Source organism: Lichenibacterium ramalinae (genome assembly GCF_004137085.1).
GTDB classification, from domain to species: domain Bacteria; phylum Pseudomonadota; class Alphaproteobacteria; order Rhizobiales; family Beijerinckiaceae; genus Lichenihabitans; species Lichenihabitans ramalinae.
In genome coordinates this window covers 44,727-63,168 of sequence record NZ_QYBC01000017.1, presented here as the reverse complement: position 1 = coordinate 63,168, position 18,442 = coordinate 44,727, and the positions used below count along the sequence as shown (strand labels likewise).

15 protein-coding genes are annotated in these 18,442 nt (G+C 66.2%); all 15 read right to left on the bottom strand.

Annotated features, from left to right (window positions below; genetic code table 11):
- Position 1: 1 nt before the first annotated feature.
- A complete protein-coding gene (gene rplV / locus D3272_RS19220) occupies positions 2-382 on the bottom strand; it encodes a 50S ribosomal protein L22 (protein WP_129220832.1) in 381 nt (126 codons plus the stop codon).
- 3 nt (positions 383-385) lie between these two features.
- Entirely contained in the window at positions 386-661 is a 276-nt protein-coding gene (gene rpsS / locus D3272_RS19215) for a 30S ribosomal protein S19 (RefSeq protein ID WP_129220831.1), read from the bottom strand.
- Positions 662-671: 10 nt separating this feature from the next.
- Positions 672-1,505 carry a 50S ribosomal protein L2 gene (rplB, locus tag D3272_RS19210; protein ID WP_129220830.1) on the bottom strand — a complete coding sequence of 278 codons (834 nt, stop codon included), beginning with the start codon at positions 1,503-1,505 and terminating at the stop codon, positions 672-674.
- Positions 1,506-1,530: 25 nt separating this feature from the next.
- A complete protein-coding gene (locus D3272_RS19205) occupies positions 1,531-1,827 on the bottom strand; it encodes a 50S ribosomal protein L23 (protein ID WP_129220829.1) in 297 nt (98 codons plus the stop codon).
- Positions 1,824-2,444, bottom strand: coding sequence for a 50S ribosomal protein L4 (rplD, locus tag D3272_RS19200; RefSeq protein ID WP_129220828.1), 621 nt, complete (start codon positions 2,442-2,444; stop codon positions 1,824-1,826). The genes D3272_RS19205 and rplD overlap by 4 nt, the downstream gene beginning before the upstream one ends.
- 8 nt (positions 2,445-2,452) lie before the next feature.
- Positions 2,453-3,172 carry a 50S ribosomal protein L3 gene (gene rplC / locus D3272_RS19195; RefSeq protein ID WP_129220827.1) on the bottom strand — a complete coding sequence of 240 codons (720 nt, stop codon included), beginning with the start codon at positions 3,170-3,172 and terminating at the stop codon, positions 2,453-2,455.
- Positions 3,173-3,223: 51 nt separating this feature from the next.
- On the bottom strand, positions 3,224-3,532 hold the full coding sequence (gene rpsJ, locus D3272_RS19190) for a 30S ribosomal protein S10 (protein WP_129220909.1): 309 nt from the start codon (positions 3,530-3,532) through the stop codon (positions 3,224-3,226).
- A gap of 64 nt (positions 3,533-3,596) precedes the next feature.
- Positions 3,597-4,787, bottom strand: a complete 1,191-nt coding sequence (gene tuf, locus D3272_RS19185; protein WP_129220826.1) for an elongation factor Tu — start codon at positions 4,785-4,787, stop codon at positions 3,597-3,599.
- A 40-nt stretch (positions 4,788-4,827) separates the two neighbouring features.
- The gene (gene fusA, locus D3272_RS19180; RefSeq protein ID WP_129220825.1) at positions 4,828-6,903 is read right to left on the bottom strand and encodes an elongation factor G; all 2,076 of its coding nucleotides are present in this window, start codon (positions 6,901-6,903) and stop codon (positions 4,828-4,830) included.
- A 33-nt stretch (positions 6,904-6,936) separates the two neighbouring features.
- A complete protein-coding gene (rpsG, locus tag D3272_RS19175; protein WP_129220824.1) occupies positions 6,937-7,407 on the bottom strand; it encodes a 30S ribosomal protein S7 in 471 nt (156 codons plus the stop codon).
- A 492-nt stretch (positions 7,408-7,899) separates the two neighbouring features.
- Positions 7,900-8,343, bottom strand: a complete 444-nt coding sequence (locus D3272_RS19170) for a hypothetical protein (RefSeq protein WP_129220823.1) — start codon at positions 8,341-8,343, stop codon at positions 7,900-7,902.
- 207 nt (positions 8,344-8,550) lie between these two features.
- Complete coding sequence (gene rpoC, locus D3272_RS19165) at positions 8,551-12,765, bottom strand: DNA-directed RNA polymerase subunit beta' (protein WP_129220822.1); 4,215 nt, start codon at positions 12,763-12,765, stop codon at positions 8,551-8,553.
- Between the two features lie 163 nt (positions 12,766-12,928).
- Positions 12,929-17,065, bottom strand: a complete 4,137-nt coding sequence (gene rpoB, locus D3272_RS19160) for a DNA-directed RNA polymerase subunit beta (protein ID WP_129220821.1) — start codon at positions 17,063-17,065, stop codon at positions 12,929-12,931.
- 329 nt (positions 17,066-17,394) lie between these two features.
- A complete protein-coding gene (rplL, locus tag D3272_RS19155; RefSeq protein ID WP_129220820.1) occupies positions 17,395-17,772 on the bottom strand; it encodes a 50S ribosomal protein L7/L12 in 378 nt (125 codons plus the stop codon).
- Positions 17,773-17,835: 63 nt separating this feature from the next.
- Complete coding sequence (gene rplJ / locus D3272_RS19150; protein ID WP_129220819.1) at positions 17,836-18,366, bottom strand: 50S ribosomal protein L10; 531 nt, start codon at positions 18,364-18,366, stop codon at positions 17,836-17,838.
- Positions 18,367-18,442: the final 76 nt, after the last annotated feature.

Genomic DNA, 18,442 nt, shown 5'->3' with positions numbered 1-18,442 from the left:
CTCAGGCCGTGGCTGCGACTTCCCGCACGATGATCGTGAGGTTCGAAAACGGCTTCTCGATCCGGCCGGCCCGGCCGCGGGCACGGGGGCTGAACCGCTTCATGACCATCGCCTTGCCGACATAGGCCTCGGAGACGATGAGGTCGTCGACGTCGAGCTCATGGTTGTTCTCGGCATTGGCGATGGCGCTCTCGAGCGCCTTCTTCACCTCGACCGAAATGCGCTTGCGCGAGAATTCGAGGTCGGCGAGCGCCGTCTCGACCTTCTTGCCGCGGATGAGCTGCGCCAGGAGGTTCAGCTTCTGCGGGGACACGCGCAACATGCGCGCGACGCACTTCGCCTCGTTCTCGGGGAGCGCGCGGGGCTTGGCCTGCTTGCTCATCGCTTACCTCTTGGACTTCTTGTCCGCGGCGTGGCCGTGGAACGTGCGGGTCGGCGAGAACTCGCCGAACTTGTGGCCGATCATATCCTCGGTGACGGTCACCGGGACGTGCTTGTGGCCGTTGTGAACCCCGAAGGTGAGGCCCACGAACTGCGGCAGGATGGTGGAGCGACGGCTCCACATCTTGATGACTTCGGAACGCCCGCTGCCGCGCACGGTATCTGCCTTCTTCAGCAGGTAACCGTCGACGAAGGGACCCTTCCAGATCGAACGTGACATGGATCAGCCCTTACTTCTTACGGGCGTGGCGGGAGGCGACGATGAACTTGCCCGTCGACTTGTTGGTACGTGTCTTCTTGCCCTTGGTGGGCTTGCCCCACGGCGTGACCGGGTGACGGCCGCCGGAGGTGCGGCCTTCGCCGCCGCCGTGCGGATGGTCGACCGGGTTCATCGTGACACCGCGGTTGTGCGGGCGCCGTCCGAGCCAGCGGCGGCGACCCGCCTTGCCGTAGGAGATGTTCATGTGGTCGGGGTTCGACACCGAACCGACGGTCGCGAAGCAGGCACCGTGGATCAGGCGCTGCTCGCCCGACGACAGGCGCAGCGAGACGTAGCCGGCGTCGCGGCCGACGATCTGGGCGTAGGAGCCGGCCGACCGCGCGATGGCACCGCCCTTGCCGATCTTCATCTCGATGTTGTGCACGATGGTGCCCACCGGGATGGAGGCCAGCGGCATGGCGTTGCCGGGCTTCACATCGACCTGCTGGCCCGACACGACCTCGTCGCCGACGCTGAGCTTCTGCGGGGCGATGATGTAGGCGGGCTCGCCGTCCGGGTAGCGGATCAGGGCGATGAAGGAGGTGCGGTTCGGGTCGTACTCGATCCGCTCCACCTTCGCAGCCTGGTCGAGCTTGCGACGCTTGAAGTCGATGATGCGGTAGGTCTGCTTGTGCCCGCCGCCCCGGAACCGCACCGTGATGCGGCCCGTGTTGCCGCGACCGCCGGACTTCGACAGGCCTTCGGTCAGGATCTTCAGCGGCTTGCCCTTGTAGAGGCCGCTGCGGTCGACGATCACGAGCTGGCGAAGGCTCGGCGTGACCGGTTTGAATGTCTTCAGTGCCATGGCACGTCTTTCCTTATGCCTGCGCTCAGAGACCCGTGGTGACGTCGATCTTGTGGCCGGCCGCGAGCGTCACGATGGCCTTCTTCAGGTCGGCCTGCCGACCCTTGAAGCCGCGGAACGTCTTGGCCTTGCCCTTGCGGATCGTCGTGTTGACGGCTTCGACCTTCACGTCGAACAGCTGCTCGACGGCGGCCTTGATCTGAGGCTTCGTGGCGGTCTTGGCGACCTTGAACACGACCTGATTGTAGTCCGAAGCGGCCGTGGCCTTTTCGGTGATGACCGGGGAAAGGATCACGTCGTAGTGGCGGGCGTCCTGGCTCATTTGAATCGCAGCTCCAGCGCGTCGACTGCAGCCTTGGTGAGAACCAGCTTGTTGCGACGCAGAATGTCGTAGACGTTGAGGCCCTGGATCGGCAGGACGTCGATCATCGGGATGTTGCGGGCCGCGCGGGCGAAGTTCTCCTCGACGGCGGCGCCGTCGATGATGAGCGCGCTCTTGAGCCCGAGTGCCTCGAAACGCTGCTTCAGCACCTTGGTCTTGGGCTCCGACACCGAAGCGCCGTTCCACACGATCAGGTCGCCGTCGGCGGCCTTCGACGACAGGGCATGGCGCAGCGCCAGCGCCCGGACCTTCTTGGGAAGGTCGTGGGCATGGGAGCGCGTCACCGGGCCGAAGGCGCGTCCACCGCCGCGGAACTGCGGCACGCGGGCCGAGCCGTGGCGGGCCGAACCCGTGCCCTTCTGCTTGTAGAGCTTCTTGCCCGTGCGGGCGATGTCGGCCCGGCCCTTGGTCTGATGCGTGCCGGCGCGCCGCTTGGCGAGCTGGTAGCGGATCATCCGGGCGATGAGGTCCTGGCGCGGCTCGAGACCGAAGATGGTGTCGGCGAGCTCGAGCGAGCCGTCGGCCTGGCCTTCGAGGGAGGTGATGTCGATCTTCATGGCTTCACTCAACCCTCAACGGCGGCTTCGGCGGCCGGGGCGGCATCGGCGGTGACGAGGCGGAACTTGCCCGGCATCGGCGCATCCTTGTGGCGGGCCTTCTTGATGGCGTCGCGCACGAAGATGTAGCCGCCGACCACGCCCGGAACCGCGCCCTCGACCAGGATGAGGCCACGCTCCACGTCGGTGCGGACGACCTTGAGGTTCAAGGTGGTCACGCGGTCGACGCCCATGTGGCCGGCCATCTTCTTGTTCTTGAACGTCTTGCCCGGGTCCTGGCGGCCGCCGGTCGAACCGTGCGAGCGGTGCGACACCGACACGCCGTGGGTGGCGCGCAGGCCGCCGAAGTTCCAGCGCTTCATGGGGCCGGCGAAGCCCTTGCCGGTCGACGTGCCCGTGACGTCGACGAACTGCCCCGGGACGAAATGGTCCGCCTGGAACTCGGCACCGACGGGGATCATGTGATCCGCCTCGACCCGGAACTCGGCGAGCTTCATCTTCGGCTCCACCTTGGCGATGGCGAAACGCTCGCGCTCGGCCTTGGAGACGTTCTTGACCTTGGCTTTGCCGATACCGATCTGCAACGCGCTGTAGCCGTTAGCCTCGGCCGTGCGATGCGCCACGACCTGGCAACCGTCGAGTTTGAGCACCGTCACCGGCACATGTTCGCCCGATTCCGTGAAAACACGGGTCATTCCGACCTTCTGGGCGATGACACCTGACCGCATGTCAGATTTCCTTCAGAATACTTCGCTACAGCGTATCGCAGTGGATCGACGTTAGATCTTGATCTCGACGTCGACACCGGCGGCCAGATCGAGCTTCATCAGCGCGTCAACCGTCTGCGGAGTGGGATCCACGATGTCGAGGACACGCTTGTGCGTGCGGATCTCGAACTGCTCGCGGGATTTCTTGTCCACGTGGGGCGAACGGTTCACGGTGAACTTCTCGATCCTCGTGGGGAGCGGAATCGGACCCCGAACCTGCGCGCCGGTGCGGCGGGCGGTCGAGACGATCTCCTTTGTCGAGGCATCGAGCACACGGTGATCGAAGGCCTTGAGGCGGATGCGGATGTTTTGGCCGTTCATCGTCATGTCCCTTAGTCGGTAGGAGCGGGAGCAGAGCGCCCCCGCTCCCCGACCTGTTGGCTTCTTATTCGATGATCGAGGCGACGACGCCGGCGCCGACGGTGCGGCCGCCTTCACGGATGGCGAAGCGGAGCTTCTCCTCCATGGCGATCGGCACGATGAGGGCGACCGTCATGGTCACGTTGTCGCCCGGCATCACCATCTCGGTGCCCTCGGGGAGGGTCACGATGCCGGTCACGTCCGTGGTGCGGAAGTAGAACTGCGGGCGGTAGTTGGTGAAGAACGGCGTGTGACGGCCACCCTCGTCCTTGGTGAGGATGTAGGCCTCGGCCTTGAACTTGGTGTGGGGCTTCACGGAGCCGGGCTTGCACAGGATCTGGCCGCGCTCGACGTCCTCGCGCTTGGTGCCGCGCAGCAGGCAGCCGACGTTGTCGCCCGCCATGCCCTGGTCGAGCAGCTTGCGGAACATCTCGACGCCCGTGACGGTCGTCTTGACCGTGGCCTTGAGGCCGACGATCTCGATTTCCTCACCGACCTTGACGATGCCGCGCTCGATGCGGCCCGTCACGACGGTGCCACGGCCCGAGATCGAGAACACGTCCTCGACGGGCATCAGGAAGGGCTGGTCGACCGGCCGCTCGGGCTGCGGGATGTAGGCGTCAACCGTCTCCATCAGCTTGATGACGGCGTCGTGGCCGATCTCGGGGCGCTTGTTCTCGAGCGCGCAGAGGGCCGAGCCATGCGTGATCGGGATGTCGTCGCCGGGGAAGTCGTACTTCGACAGCAGCTCGCGGATCTCGAGCTCGACGAGCTCGAGCAGCTCGGCGTCGTCGACCATGTCGACCTTGTTCATGAATACGACCAGGGCCGGCACGCCGACCTGGCGGGCGAGCAGGATGTGCTCACGCGTCTGGGGCATCGGGCCGTCGGCGGCCGACACGACCAGGATCGCGCCGTCCATCTGGGCGGCACCCGTGATCATGTTCTTCACGTAGTCGGCGTGGCCGGGGCAGTCGACGTGGGCGTAGTGGCGGTTCTTGGTCTCGTACTCGACGTGGGCGGTCGAGATCGTGATGCCACGGGCCTTCTCCTCGGGAGCCTTGTCGATCTGGTCGTAGGCCGTGAAGGTCGCGCCGCCGCTCTCGGCGAGGATCTTGGTGATGGCCGCCGTCAGCGACGTCTTGCCGTGGTCGACGTGGCCGATGGTGCCGATGTTGCAGTGCGGCTTATTCCGCGAGAACTTTTCCTTAGCCATGTCAGGCTCCTCTCAAGCTTCGTTCAACGTGTTGGGGAGGTCAGGCGTATTTCGCCTGGACCTTGGCAGCCTCGCCGGCCGGGACCTGCTCGTAATGGTCGAACTGCATGGTGAAGGTCGCGCGCCCCTGGGAGAAGGAACGGAGCTGGTTCACGTAGCCGAACATGTTGGCCAGCGGCACCATGGCGTTGATGACGTTGGCGTTGCCGCGAACGTCCTGGCCCTGGATCTGCCCACGGCGGGAGTTCAGGTCGCCGATGCACGAACCGGTATATTCTTCCGGCGTCACGACTTCGACCTTCATGATCGGCTCGAGCAGAACCGATCCACCCTTCTGCAACGCTTCCCGGAAGGCAGCCCGGGAGGCGATCTCGAACGCGAGAACCGACGAGTCGACATCGTGGTAGGCGCCGTCGATCAGCGTGGCCTTGACGTCCACGACGGGGAAGCCCGCCAGGATGCCGGCACCCATGACCGAGTTGATGCCCTTCTCGACGCCGGGGATGTATTCCTTCGGCACCGAGCCGCCGATGATCTTCGACTCGAAGCTGTTGCCGAGGCCGGCTTCGTTCGGCTCGAAGACGATCTTGACGCGGGCGAACTGGCCCGTGCCGCCCGTCTGCTTCTTATGGGTGTAGTCCTGCTCCACCCGGCGCGTCAGCTTCTCGCGATAGGCCACCTGGGGAGCGCCGATGTTGGCGTCCACCTTGTAGGTCCGGCGCAGGATGTCGACCTTGATGTCGAGGTGCAGCTCGCCCATCCCCTTCAGGATGGTCTGGCCCGACTCCTGGTCGGTCGACACGCGGAAGGACGGGTCCTCGGCAGCCAGCTTCTGCAGGGCGACGCCCAGCTTCTCCTGGTCGGCCTTCGACTTCGGCTCGATCGCGATCTCGATGACGGGCTCGGGGAATTCCATCTTCTCGAGGATGACGGGCTTCTGCATGTCGCACAGGGTGTCGCCCGTGCGGGTATCCTTCAGGCCCGCCATGGCGACGATGTCGCCCGCATAGGCTTCCTTGATGTCCTCGCGGTTGTTCGCGTGCATCAGGAGCATGCGGCCGATGCGCTCCTTCTTGTCCTTGGTCGAGTTGAGCACGGTCGTGCCGCTCTCGATGTGACCCGAGTAGATGCGGCAGAACGTGATGGTGCCGACGAAGGGGTCGTCCATGATCTTGAAGGCGAGCAGCGAGAAGGGCTCGCTGTCGCTGGCCGGACGCGTGACCTCGGCCTCGGTGTTGACGTCGATGCCCTTGATCGACTCGCGATCGACGGGCGACGGCAGGTAGTCGACGACGGCGTCGAGCAGGGGCTGCACGCCCTTGTTCTTGAACGCCGTGCCGCACAGCACCGGATGGAACGAGATCTGGCGCACCGCCTTGCGGATGAGGCCCTTGAGCGTCTCCTCGGACGGCTCGGTGCCGTCGAGGTAGGCCGACATGGCGTCGTCGTCGAGTTCGACCGCGGCCTCGATCAGGGCGAGACGATACTCCTTGGCCCGCTCGAGCAGGTCGGCCGGGATCTCCTCGTCGTGGTAGTTGGCGCCGAGGTTCTCGTTCTCCCACACGACCGCCTTCATGCGGACGAGGTCGATGATGCCCTTGAAGTCGGACTCGGAGCCGATCGGCAGCTGGACGCACACTGGACGGCCGCCGACGCGGGTCTTGATGTCGTCGACGCACTTGTAGAAGTCGGCGCCGATCTTATCCATCTTGTTGACGAAGCAGATGCGGGGCACGTTGTACTTGTCGGCCTGGCGCCACACCGTCTCGGTCTGGGGCTCGACGCCCTGGTTGCCGTCGAGCACGCAGACGGCTCCGTCGAGAACGCGGAGCGAACGCTCCACCTCGATGGTGAAATCCACGTGGCCGGGGGTGTCGATGATGTTCAGGCGCTTGCCGTTCCACTGGGTGGTGGTGGCGGCCGACGTGATCGTGATGCCACGCTCCTGCTCCTGCTCCATCCAGTCCATGGTGGCGGCGCCGTCGTGGACTTCGCCGATCTTGTGGGACTTGCCGGAGTAGAAGAGGATGCGCTCGGTCGTGGTCGTCTTGCCCGCATCGATGTGGGCCATGATGCCGAAGTTACGGTAGTCTTCGATAGGGTGGCTGCGGGGCATGGGTCGATCCTCGGATGGCGCTGAACCGCCGGCTTACCAGCGGTAGTGCGAGAAGGCGCGGTTGGCCTCGGCCATCCGGTGCGTGTCTTCGCGCTTCTTGACGGCATTGCCGCGGTTGTTGGCGGCGTCCATCAGTTCGGCCGACAGACGGTCGACCATGGTCTTGTCGTTGCGGCCGCGGGCGGCCGTGATGAGCCAGCGGATGGCGAGGGCTTGGCGGCGCTCGGGGCGAACCTCGACCGGCACCTGGTAGGTGGCGCCGCCGACGCGGCGCGAGCGCACCTCAATGGCCGGAGCCACGTTGTCGAGGGCCTGCATGAAGATGGGCAGCGGCTCGGTGCGCAGACGCTGCTCGATGTTCTCGAAGGCGCCATAGACGATCGCCTCTGCGGTCGACTTCTTGCCGTCGTACATGATCGAGTTCATGAACTTGGTGAGGGTCACGTCGCCGTACTTGGCGTCCGGGATGATCTCACGCTTTTCTGCGCTATGACGACGCGACATCGAGTTCTTCCTTACTGCGGACGCCAGGCGCCGGGCTTCGACCGGCGTGGCGTGCGGTCCTTCACGCCCTGGACGTGGTGCCTGCCCCCCAGCCCGCCCATCGCGGTCTGATCACCGGCCTGCCCCTCACGTCGAGGTCTTCGTCGTTCGCCCCGCAGGGACCCCGATGGGGCCCCTCCGAAACGCGTGCAAAACAAAGTGCACTCTCGACCCTCGCGGGTCTCAAGCGCACCAAACGCAGAGGACCGCAACGCTGGCGCGTCACGCTCGTGCTTCTTTCGATGACCGGGACCGCGGCTGCGGTCGAGGTTGGTCTCAGGTGAGGCCGGCAGCGTTTAGGCTCTTATGGGTCCAGGACGCGTCGTCCCGAAACAAAGGTGCCTACGGCCTGCCGAAAGTTGGCCTTCTTTAACGGCCACGTCGGACGGCGTCAATGCATTTGGTGAGGTCCGATGCCGAAAGCTGGTGCGACATGCACCTGCCGCGGGCGTTTCAGGTCTCGTCGAGCACGAGGACGGCGTGGAGGCGTTGCGCCGAACCCTCGTCGCTCGGGAACACCAGGGCACGCACCGTCAGCGACGGCTCCCCGCCGAGGCCGCCGAGGCGCAGTCCTCCCGGCGTCGGCCGGCCCGCGATGGCGCTGCCGAGGAGCTCGGCGATGGCGTGGTCGTCGCCCGGGCGTTCGGCCACGAGGTGCCGTTCCACGACGCGCAGCCAGCCCGCCATCATGCGCCGGCCTCGCTCGCCCGCATGCAGCACGCAACCGGTGGCGTCGATGAGGACGGCGCCGACCCCGAGCAGTTCCAGCCCGTCGGCCACGCCGCGGGCCCGCGCCCCGGCCATGATGGGCGCCAGCATGGCGCGGAACTCCGCATCCGCCGCGCGCCCGTGCGTGTCGGCATCCGCGTCGGCTTGGATGTGCATTGGCAGCGGCATGGAGACCTGGAACGGACTGACGTCGGTGGACGGTTCACAATCGCGTGTTCATAGCGGCGGTTCCATCGCCGTGCACGGATGCGGTGAATCGCTGTCGGCAGCTCCAGCGTCGTCCAGCCTGTCGTCGACGCCCGCCAGCTCTGGAGCGCGGGCAAAAAAGAAGGGCGCCGAAGCGCCCTCCCTCCTCATGTCGCCTGGGTCGTCCCGTCACTCGGCCGCGGCGGGGGCCGGCAGCTGCGGCAGGTTCTCCTGCGAGGCCTGCGCCTTCTGGGCCAGGATCATGTCGTCGCGCGAGGCGGCGACACGCTGCAGCTTCGACATCGCCGCACCCGTGCCGGCCGGGATGAGCCGACCCACGATGACGTTCTCCTTGAGCCCCTCCAGCGTGTCCTTCTTGCCGTTGACGGCGGCTTCGGTGAGCACGCGGGTGGTCTCCTGGAACGAGGCCGCCGAGATGAACGACCGCGTCTGGAGCGACGCCTTGGTGATGCCGAGCAGCACCGGGGTGCCGCTGGCGGGCTTCTTGCCGTCCGCGATCGCTACCGCGTTGGCGGCCTCGAGCTCGGTGTGGTCCACCTGCTCGCCCGGCAGGAAGTCCGTCTCGCCCGGATCGACGATGTCGACCTTCTGCAGCATCTGGCGGACGATCACCTCGATGTGCTTGTCGTTGATCGACACGCCCTGCAGCCGGTACACCTCCTGGATCTCGTTCACCAGATAGGCGGCGAGTTCCTCCACGCCCTTGATCGCCAGGATGTCGTGCGGCGCCGGGTTGCCGTCGACGATGTACTCGCCCTTCTCGATGACGTCGCCATCCTGCAGGTGGATGTGCTTGCCCTTCGGGATCAGGTACTCGACAGGCTCGGCCCCCTCCTCGTGCGGCACGATCGAGAGGCGCTGCTTGTTCTTGTAGTCCTTGCCGAACTGGATGATGCCGGAGATCTCCGCGATGATGGCGTGATCCTTCGGACGCCGGGCCTCGAAGAGCTCGGCGACGCGCGGCAGACCACCCGTAATGTCGCGGGTCTTGGCACCTTCCATCGAGATACGGGCGACGACGTCGCCCGCCTTCACCTGCGAGCCGGGATCGAAGGCGATGATCGATTCCACGGGCAGCATGTAGCGGGCGTCTCCGCCACGGGCCACCTTGGAGATCTTGCCGTCCGACCCCTTGATGACGATGGCGGGCTTGAGGCTCGCCGAACGCTGGTTCAGGCGCCAGTCCATGACCATGCGCTTGGCGATGCCGGTCGCCTCGTCGATCGACTCCGACATCGACGACCCCTCGACGAGGTCCTCGAAGCCTACGGTGCCGTCGACTTCCGTCATGATGGGGCGGGTGTAGGGGTCCCATTCGGCGATGCGCTGGCCGCGCTTCACCCTGTCGCCCTCGTCCACCTTCATGCGGGCGCCGTACTGCACGCGGTGCACGGCGCGCTCGCTGCCGTCCGGCCCCAGGATCACGACCGCGACGTTGCGGGCCATGACCATGAGGTCGCCCTCGGCGTTGCGCGCCAGGGCCTTGTTGCGGAACGTGACGGTGCCGTCGAAGTTCGACTCGATGAAGGACGAGTCGGCGATCTGCGCGGCGCCGCCGATGTGGAAGGTGCGCATCGTCAGCTGCGTGCCGGGCTCACCGATGGACTGCGCCGCGATGACGCCGACCGCCTCGCCCATGTTGACGGGCGTGCCGCGGGCGAGATCGCGCCCGTAGCAGGTGGCGCAGACGCCGTTCTTCGACTCGCAGGTCAGCACCGACCGGATCTTCACCTCCTGGATGCCGGCGGCGTTGATGCGGTCGATGTGCCACTCCTGGATCATCTCGCCGGTGCCCACGATGAGCGTCCCGTCCTGCTCGCGCAGGTCCTCGGCCGTGGTGCGGCCCAGGATGCGGATGGCCAGCGAGGCCACGACCTGGCCGGCGTCGAGAATGGCCCGCATCTTGATGCCGCCCTGCGAGCCGCAGTCGACTGTCGAGATGATGGCGTCCTGCGCCACGTCGACGAGACGACGCGTCAGGTAGCCGGAGTTGGCCGTCTTCAGCGCCGTGTCGGCGAGGCCCTTGCGGGCGCCGTGCGTCGACGAGAAGTACTCGAGGACGGTCAGGCCTTCCTTGAAGTTCGAGATGATCGGCGACTCGATGATCTCGCCCGACGGCTTCGCCATCAGGCCGCGCATGGCGGCGAGCTGCTTCATCTGCGTGGGCGAGCCACGGGCACCGGAATGGCTCATCATGTAGATGGAGTTGATCGGCTTGTCCTTGCCGCCTTCGTCCTTCTTCACGGAGGAGATGCGGATCATCATCTCCTCGGCGAGCTTGTCCGAGCACTTGGCCCAGGCGTCGACCACCTTGTTGTACTTCTCGCCCTGGGTGATCAGGCCGTCGTTGTACTGCTGCTCGTATTCCTTCGCCAGAGCCGAGGTCGACTCGATGATGGCGGGCTTGGTTTCCGGCACCACCATGTCGTCCTTGCCGAACGAGATGCCGGCGCGGAAGGCTTCGCGGAAGCCGAGCGCCATGATCCGGTCGCAGAAGATAACCGTCTCCTTCTGCCCGCAGTTGCGGTAGACCGTGTCGATCATGTTCGAGATCTCCTTCTTCGTCATCAGCTTGTTGGCGACGTCGAAGGGGATCTTGGCGTGGTCGGGCAGCAGCTGACCGAGGATCATGCGGCCGGGGGTGGTGTCGAAGATCTTGGACTTGCGCACCCCGTCCTCGTAGGTCCAGGCACGCCCCTTGATCTTCGTGTGCAGCGTGATCGCCTTCGCCGCGATGGCGTGTTCGATCTCACCCATGTTGGAGAAGTAGCCGCCGAGCGGCATCTTCGTCGTCGGGTCCTCGGAATATTGTCCGATGTCGCCGTCCACCATCAGGGTGACGTAGTAGAGGCCGAGCACGATGTCCTGCGACGGCACGATGATGGGCAGGCCGTTGGCGGGGTGCAGGATGTTGTTGGTCGACATCATCAGCACGCGCGCCTCGAGCTGAGCCTCGAGCGACAGCGGGACGTGGACGGCCATCTGGTCGCCGTCGAAGTCGGCGTTGAAGGCCGCGCAGACGAGCGGATGCAGCTGGATCGCCTTGCCTTCGATCAGCGTCGGCTCGAAGGCCTGGATGCCGAGCCGGTGCAGCGTCGGGGCGCGGTTCAGCATCACGGGGTGTTCGCGGATCACCTCGTCGAGGATGTCCCAAACCTCCGGCTTCTCCTTCTCGACGAGCTTCTTGGCCTGCTTCACCGTGGTGGAGAGGCCCTTGGCGTCGAGGCGCGAGTAGATGAACGGCTTAAACAGCTCCAGCGCCATCTTCTTCGGCAGGCCGCACTGGTGCAGCTTCAGCTCGGGACCCACCACGATGACGGAGCGGCCCGAATAGTCGACGCGCTTGCCGAGCAGGTTCTGGCGGAAGCGGCCCTGCTTGCCCTTCAGCATGTCGGCAAGCGACTTCAGCGGCCGCTTGTTGGCGCCCGTGATGACGCGGCCGCGCCGGCCGTTGTCGAACAGCGCGTCCACCGCCTCCTGAAGCATGCGCTTCTCGTTGCGGATGATGATGTCGGGCGCGCGCAGTTCGATCAGCCGCCGCAGGCGGTTGTTGCGGTTGATGACGCGGCGGTAGAGGTCGTTCAGGTCCGAGGTGGCGAAGCGGCCGCCGTCGAGCGGCACCAGCGGGCGCAGGTCCGGCGGGATGACGGGCACTTCGGTGAGGATCATCCACTCGGGCTTGTTGCCCGAATGCATGAAGGCCTCGATGATCTTCAGGCGCTTGGCGAGCTTCTTGGGCTTCAGCTCGGAGGTCGACTCCTGGATCTCGACCTTCAGGTCCTCCGAGATCTTCTGGAGGTCCATGTTGCGCAGGATCTCGCGGATGGCTTCCGCACCGATCATGGCGGTGAAGCTGTCCTGGCCGTACTCGTCCTGGGCGCGCAGGTACTCGTCCTCGCTGAGGAGTTGGCGCTCCTTCATCGGGGTGAGGCCGGGCTCGATGACGATGTAGGACTCGAAATACAGGATGCGCTCGAGGTCGCGCAGCGTCATGTCGAGCAGGAGGCCGATGCGCGAGGGCAGCGACTTCAGGAACCAGATGTGGGCGACCGGGGCGGCGAGGGAGATGTGGCCCATGCGCTCGCGCCGGACGCGCGACAGCGTCACCTCGACGCCGCACTTTTCGCAGATGACGCCCTTGTACTTCATGCGCTTGTACTTGCCGCACAGGCACTCGTAGTCCTTGATGGGACCGAAGATGCGGGCGCAGAACAAGCCGTCGCGCTCGGGCTTGAACGTCCGGTAGTTGATGGTTTCCGGCTTCTTGATCTCGCCGAACGACCAGGACAGGATCTTCTCAGGGGAAGCGATGCCGATCTGGATCTGGTCGAAAGCCTGGGGTTGAACCGCCGGGCTGAAAAGGTTCATGACCTCTTGATTCATGGTCTTCTCCTGAACCGAGGCAGGCGCGCATGGAGCGGCCACGCCCTCGGAGAAAGTCTCACATCGTCGTCGGCGGCGGGCCGGGCTCCTTCCGGGGAGCGCGGCACGCCGGGGTGGCGTCGACCCGGGCTCGTACGGAGCTCGGGTCGACGCCGTTTCGTCGTCACTCGGCGGCTTCCGGCAGGGCCGCGGCGTCCGGCTTGACCTTGGACGTCAGCTCGACGTTGAGGCCCAGCGAGCGCATCTCCTTCACGAGCACGTTGAAGGACTCCGGGATGCCGGACTCGAACGTGTCGTCGCCGCGCACGATGGCCTCGTAGACCTTGGTGCGGCCCGCGACGTCGTCCGACTTCACGGTCAGCATCTCCTGCAGCGTGTAGGCGGCGCCGTAGGCTTCGAGCGCCCACACCTCCATCTCGCCGAAGCGCTGGCCGCCGAACTGCGCCTTGCCGCCCAGCGGCTGCTGGGTGACGAGCGAGTAGGGGCCGATCGACCGCGCGTGGATCTTGTCGTCCACGAGATGGTGGAGCTTCAGCATGTAGATGTAGCCCACCGTCACCTTGCGGTCGAAGGCGTCGCCGGTCCGCCCGTCGTAGAGCGTCGACTGGCCGGAGCCGTCGAGCCCGGCCTGCTCGAGCAGCGTCACGATGTCGGGCTCGTGCGCGCCGTCGAAGACCGGGGTGGCGATCGGCACGCCGCGGCGCAGGTTGTTGCCGAGTTCGACCAGTCCCTCGTCGTCGAGGCCCTTCACGTCGGCATTGGCGCCGTAGATCAGGTCCATCTTGTCGCGCAGCGGCGCGATGTCGGCGTGGCCCTCCAGCGCCGCCTGGCGCTGATAGGCGTTGACGATCTCGCCCACCTGCCGGCCGAGGCCCGCGCAGGCCCAGCCGAGATGCGTTTCCAGGATCTGGCCGACGTTCATGCGGCTCGGCACGCCGAGCGGGTTCAGCACGATCTCGACCGGCGTGCCGTCGGCCAGGAAGGGCATGTCTTCCTGCGGCACGATCTTGGACACCACGCCCTTGTTGCCGTGGCGGCCCGCCATCTTGTCGCCGGGCTGGATCTTGCGCTTCACCGCGACATAGACCTTGACCATCTTCATCACGCCGGGCGGCAGCTCGTCGCCGCGCTGCAGCTTCTCGACCTTGTCGAGGAAGCGGCTTTCCAGCCCCTTCTTCGCCTCGTCGTACTGCTTGCGCATGGCCTCGAGCTCGCCCATCACGGCGTCGTCGGTCACGGCGAAGTTCCACCACTGCGAGCGCGGGTAGCCCTCGATGACCTCGCGGTCGAGCACGGTCTCCTTCTTGAAGCCGCGCGGGCCGCCGATGCCGGTGTGGCCGTCGAGAACCTGGACCAGGCGCGCATAGACGTTGCGGTCGAGGATCGCGAGTTCGTCGTCGCGGTCCTTGGCGAGCCGCTCGATCTCCTCGCGCTCGATCGCCTGGGCACGCTCGTCTTTGTCGACGCCGTGGCGGTTGAACACCCGCACCTCGACGATCGTGCCGGTCACGCCCGGGGGCACGCGCAGCGACGTGTCGCGCACGTCCGACGCCTTCTCGCCGAAGATGGCGCGGAGCAGCTTCTCCTCCGGCGTCATCGGGCTCTCGCCCTTCGGCGTGATCTTGCCGACCAGGATGTCGCCGGCCTGCACTTCCGCGCCGATGTAGACGATGCCGGCCTCGTCGAGGTTCTTCAGCGCCTCTTCTGAAACGTTCGGGATGTCGCGCGTGATCTCCTCCGGCCCGAGCTTGGTGTCGCGGGCCATCACCTCGAACTCCTCGAGGTGGATCGAGGTGAACACGTCCTCCTTGACGATCTTCTCGGACAGGAGGATCGAGTCCTCGAAGTTGTAGCCGTTCCAGGGCATGAAGGCGACGAGCACGTTCCGCCCGAGCGCCAGGTCGCCGAGGTCCGTCGACGGGCCGTCCGCGATGATGTCGCCCTTCGTCACCCGGTCGCCGACGCGCACCAGGGGCTTCTGGTTGATGCAGGTCGACTGGTTGGAGCGCTGGAACTTCATCAGCCGGTAGATGTCGACGCCGGGCTTGCCGCCGTCGACCTCCTCGGTGGCGCGGATCACGACGCGGGTGGCGTCGATCTGGTCGACGATGCCGGTCCGGCGCGCCGCGATGGCGGCGCCGGAGTCGCGGGCCACGACGGCCTCCATGCCGGTGCCGACGAGCGGCGCGTCGGCCTTCACCAGCGGCACGGCCTGGCGCTGCATGTTCGAGCCCATGAGGGCGCGGTTGGCGTCGTCGTTCTCGAGGAACGGGATCAGGGCGGCCGCCACCGACACGAGCTGCTTCGGCGACACGTCCATGAAGTCGACGCGGTCGACCGGCACCAGCATCACGTCGCCGGCGTGGCGGCACAGCACCAGGTCCTCGGTCAGCCGGCTCTCGCCGCTCATGGCGGCGTCGGCCTGGGCGACGTAGTGCTTGGTTTCCTCCATGGCCGACAGGTAGACGACGTCGTCCGTCACCTGCCCGCCGCGCACGCGGCGATACGGCGCCTCGATGAAGCCGTACTTGTTGACGCGCGCGAAGGTCGCCAGCGAGTTGATGAGGCCGATGTTCGGGCCTTCCGGCGTCTCGATCGGGCAGATGCGGCCGTAATGCGTCGGGTGCACGTCGCGCACCTCGAAGCCGGCGCGCTCGCGCGTGAGGCCGCCCGGGCCCAGCGCCGACAGGCGACGCTTGTGGGTGATCTCGGACAGCGGGTTGGTCTGGTCCATGAACTGCGACAGCTGCGACGAGCCGAAGAACTCGCGCACGGCGGCGGCGGCCGGCTTCGCGTTGATGAGATCCTGCGGCATCACCGTGTCGATGTCGACGGAGGACATGCGCTCCTTGATGGCGCGCTCCATGCGCAGGAGGCCCAGGCGGTACTGGTTCTCCATGAGCTCGCCCACCGAGCGGACGCGGCGATTGCCGAGATGGTCGATGTCGTCGATCTCGCCGCGGCCGTCGCGCAGGTCGACGAGCGCGCGGGCGACCGCGATGATGTCGTCCTTGCGCAGCACCCGCACCGTGTCCTCGGCGTCGAGGTCGAGGCGCATGTTCATCTTCACGCGGCCGACGGCCGACAGGTCGTAGCGCTCGGGGTCGAAGAACAGCGAGTGAAACATCGCCTGCGCGGTGTCGAGCGTCGGCGGCTCGCCGGGGCGCATCACGCGGTAGATGTCGAACAGCGCGTCCTCACGCGACGAGTTCTTGTCGACCGCCAGCGTGGTCCGCACGTAGGGACCGATGTTGATGTGGTCGATGTCGAGGACCGGCAGTTCGCTGAAGCCGTGGTCGAGCAGGCCCGGCAGCGTCTTGGCGGTGATCTCGTCGCCCGCCTCGGCATAGATCTCGCCCGTCTCGGTGTTGTAGAGGTCCTCGGCCAGGTACTGGCCGTAGAGGTCCTCGTCCGAGGCGCGCAGGGCCTTCACGCCCTTGTCGGCGAGCAGCCGCGCCGTGCGGGCCGTGACCTTCTTGCCGGCCTCGATGACGATCTCGCCCGAATCGGCGTCGATCATGTCGACGGCGGCCTTCATCCCCTTCATGCGCTCGGCATTGAAGGGCACGCGCCAGCCGTCCGCCGCATGCTCGTAGCGCACGGTGTTGTAGAAGGTCGACAGGATCTCCTCGCCGTCCATGCCGAGGGCATAGAACAGCGACGTCACCGGGATCTTCCGGCGCCGGTCGATGCGGGCGTAGACGATGTCCTTGGCGTCGAACTCGATGTCGAGCCACGAGCCGCGATATGGGATAATGCGGGCGGCGAACAGCAGCTTGCCCGAGGAGTGGCTCTTGCCCTTGTCGTGGTCGAAGAAGACGCCCGGCGAGCGGTGCATCTGGGACACGATCACGCGCTCGGTGCCGTTCACGATGAACGTGCCGTTGGACGTCATGAAGGGCATGTCGCCCATGTAGACGTCCTGCTCCTTGATGTCCTTGACGGACTTGGCGCCGGTGTCGGGGTCGACGTCGAACACGATGAGGCGCAGCGTCACCTTGAGGGGAGCCGCGAAGGTCATGCCGCGGGCGCGGCACTCGTCGACGTCGAACTTCGGCTGTTCGAACTCGTATTTAACGAATTCCAGCAGCGCGGTGCCGGCGAAGTCGGACACCGGGAACACCGATTTGAAGACCGACTGCAGGCCCTCGTCGGGCCGCCCGCCTTCGGCCTCGTCGACCAGCAGGAACTGATCGTAGGAGGCCTTCTGGACCTCGATCAGGTTGGGCATCTCGGCGACTTCGCGGATGTGACCGAAAAACTTGCGGACCCGTTTCCGGCTGGTGAACGTTTGCGCCATGTCGCTCCTCGTACCTTTCGTGCGGCGGAACTCCGACCGGGCACGCCCCCGGTCTCCGCCTCGAAGATGCCGCCGCTCGTGCGGACCCTCGCCAAAATTCCCGAGCCCAGCCCCCCAGCCCCGGTCGACCCAGTCGGGGTCCGGTGCGGGCGGGCCGTTCCGCGTCACCGCCGGCGCGGGCTCACGCCCCGGCAGGTCCCGTCTCGTCGATGCGGCGCGTCCGGACGGGCTAGACGGAAAACGCCGGAAAGGTCCCGGGGAAACTCCCCGGGACCGATCATCAGATCCAGTTGAGGGGCGCGGTCGCCGCCGCGCGGACCCTCACCTGATTACTTGAGTTCGACCTTGGCGCCGACCTTCTCGAGCTGGGCCTTGAGCTTGGCGGCGTCATCCTTGGACACGCCTTCCTTGACGGGCTTCGGGGCGCCTTCGACGAGGTCCTTGGCTTCCTTGAGGCCGAGACCCGTGATGGCGCGGACTTCCTTGATGACTTCGATCTTCTTGTCGCCGACGGCGGCGAGAATGACCGTGAACTCGGTCTGCTCCTCGACGGGGGCGGCAGCGGCGGCCGGACCGCCGGCGGCGACGGCGACCGTCGCGGCGGCGGCGGAGACGCCCCACTTCTCTTCGAGAAGCTTGGCGAGCTCGGCGGCCTCGAGAACGGTGAGAGCCGACAGGTCGTCGACGATCTGGGACAGGTTAGCCATGGTGAGAATTCTCTATGTCTGGTTCGTGAAGGGTGAAATCAAGGGTGCAGGGTCGGAGCCGCCTCAGGCGGCGTCCTGCGTGGCGCCATCCTTGTCGGCATAGGCCTGGAAGACGCGCGCCAGCTTGGCCTGGGGGGCCGTGGTGAGCTGGGCGAGCTTCGTGGCCGGCGCCTGGATGAGGCCGACGATCCTGCCGCGCAGCTCATCGAGCGACGGCATGGTGGCGAGCGCCCGAACGCCGTTCGGGTCGAGGGCGGTCTTGCCCATTGCGCCGCCGAGGATGACGAACTTCTCGAAATCCTTGGCGAAAGCGGCCGCCACCTTCGGCGCCGCGACCGGATCGTCCGAATAGGCCAGGATGGTGGGCCCCGTCAGCAGCGTGCCGATGGAAGCCACGTCCGTGCCTTCGAGGGCGATCTTGGTCAGGCGGTTCTTGGTGACCTGCACCTTGGCTCCGGCCTCTCTCATCTGCTTGCGCAAGCGCTGAAGCTGCGCGACAGTGAGGCCGGAATAGTGAGCCACGACGACGACGGAGGTCTTCTGGAAGACTCCGTTGAGCTCGTCGATCAGCTCCTTCTTTTCCGTTCTGTCCAAAGTTGAAACTCCGAATAGCGAAGTCTAGCCCCGCGACTGCACAAAGTCCCCACCGAAGCCGGGCGCCGGGGCGCCA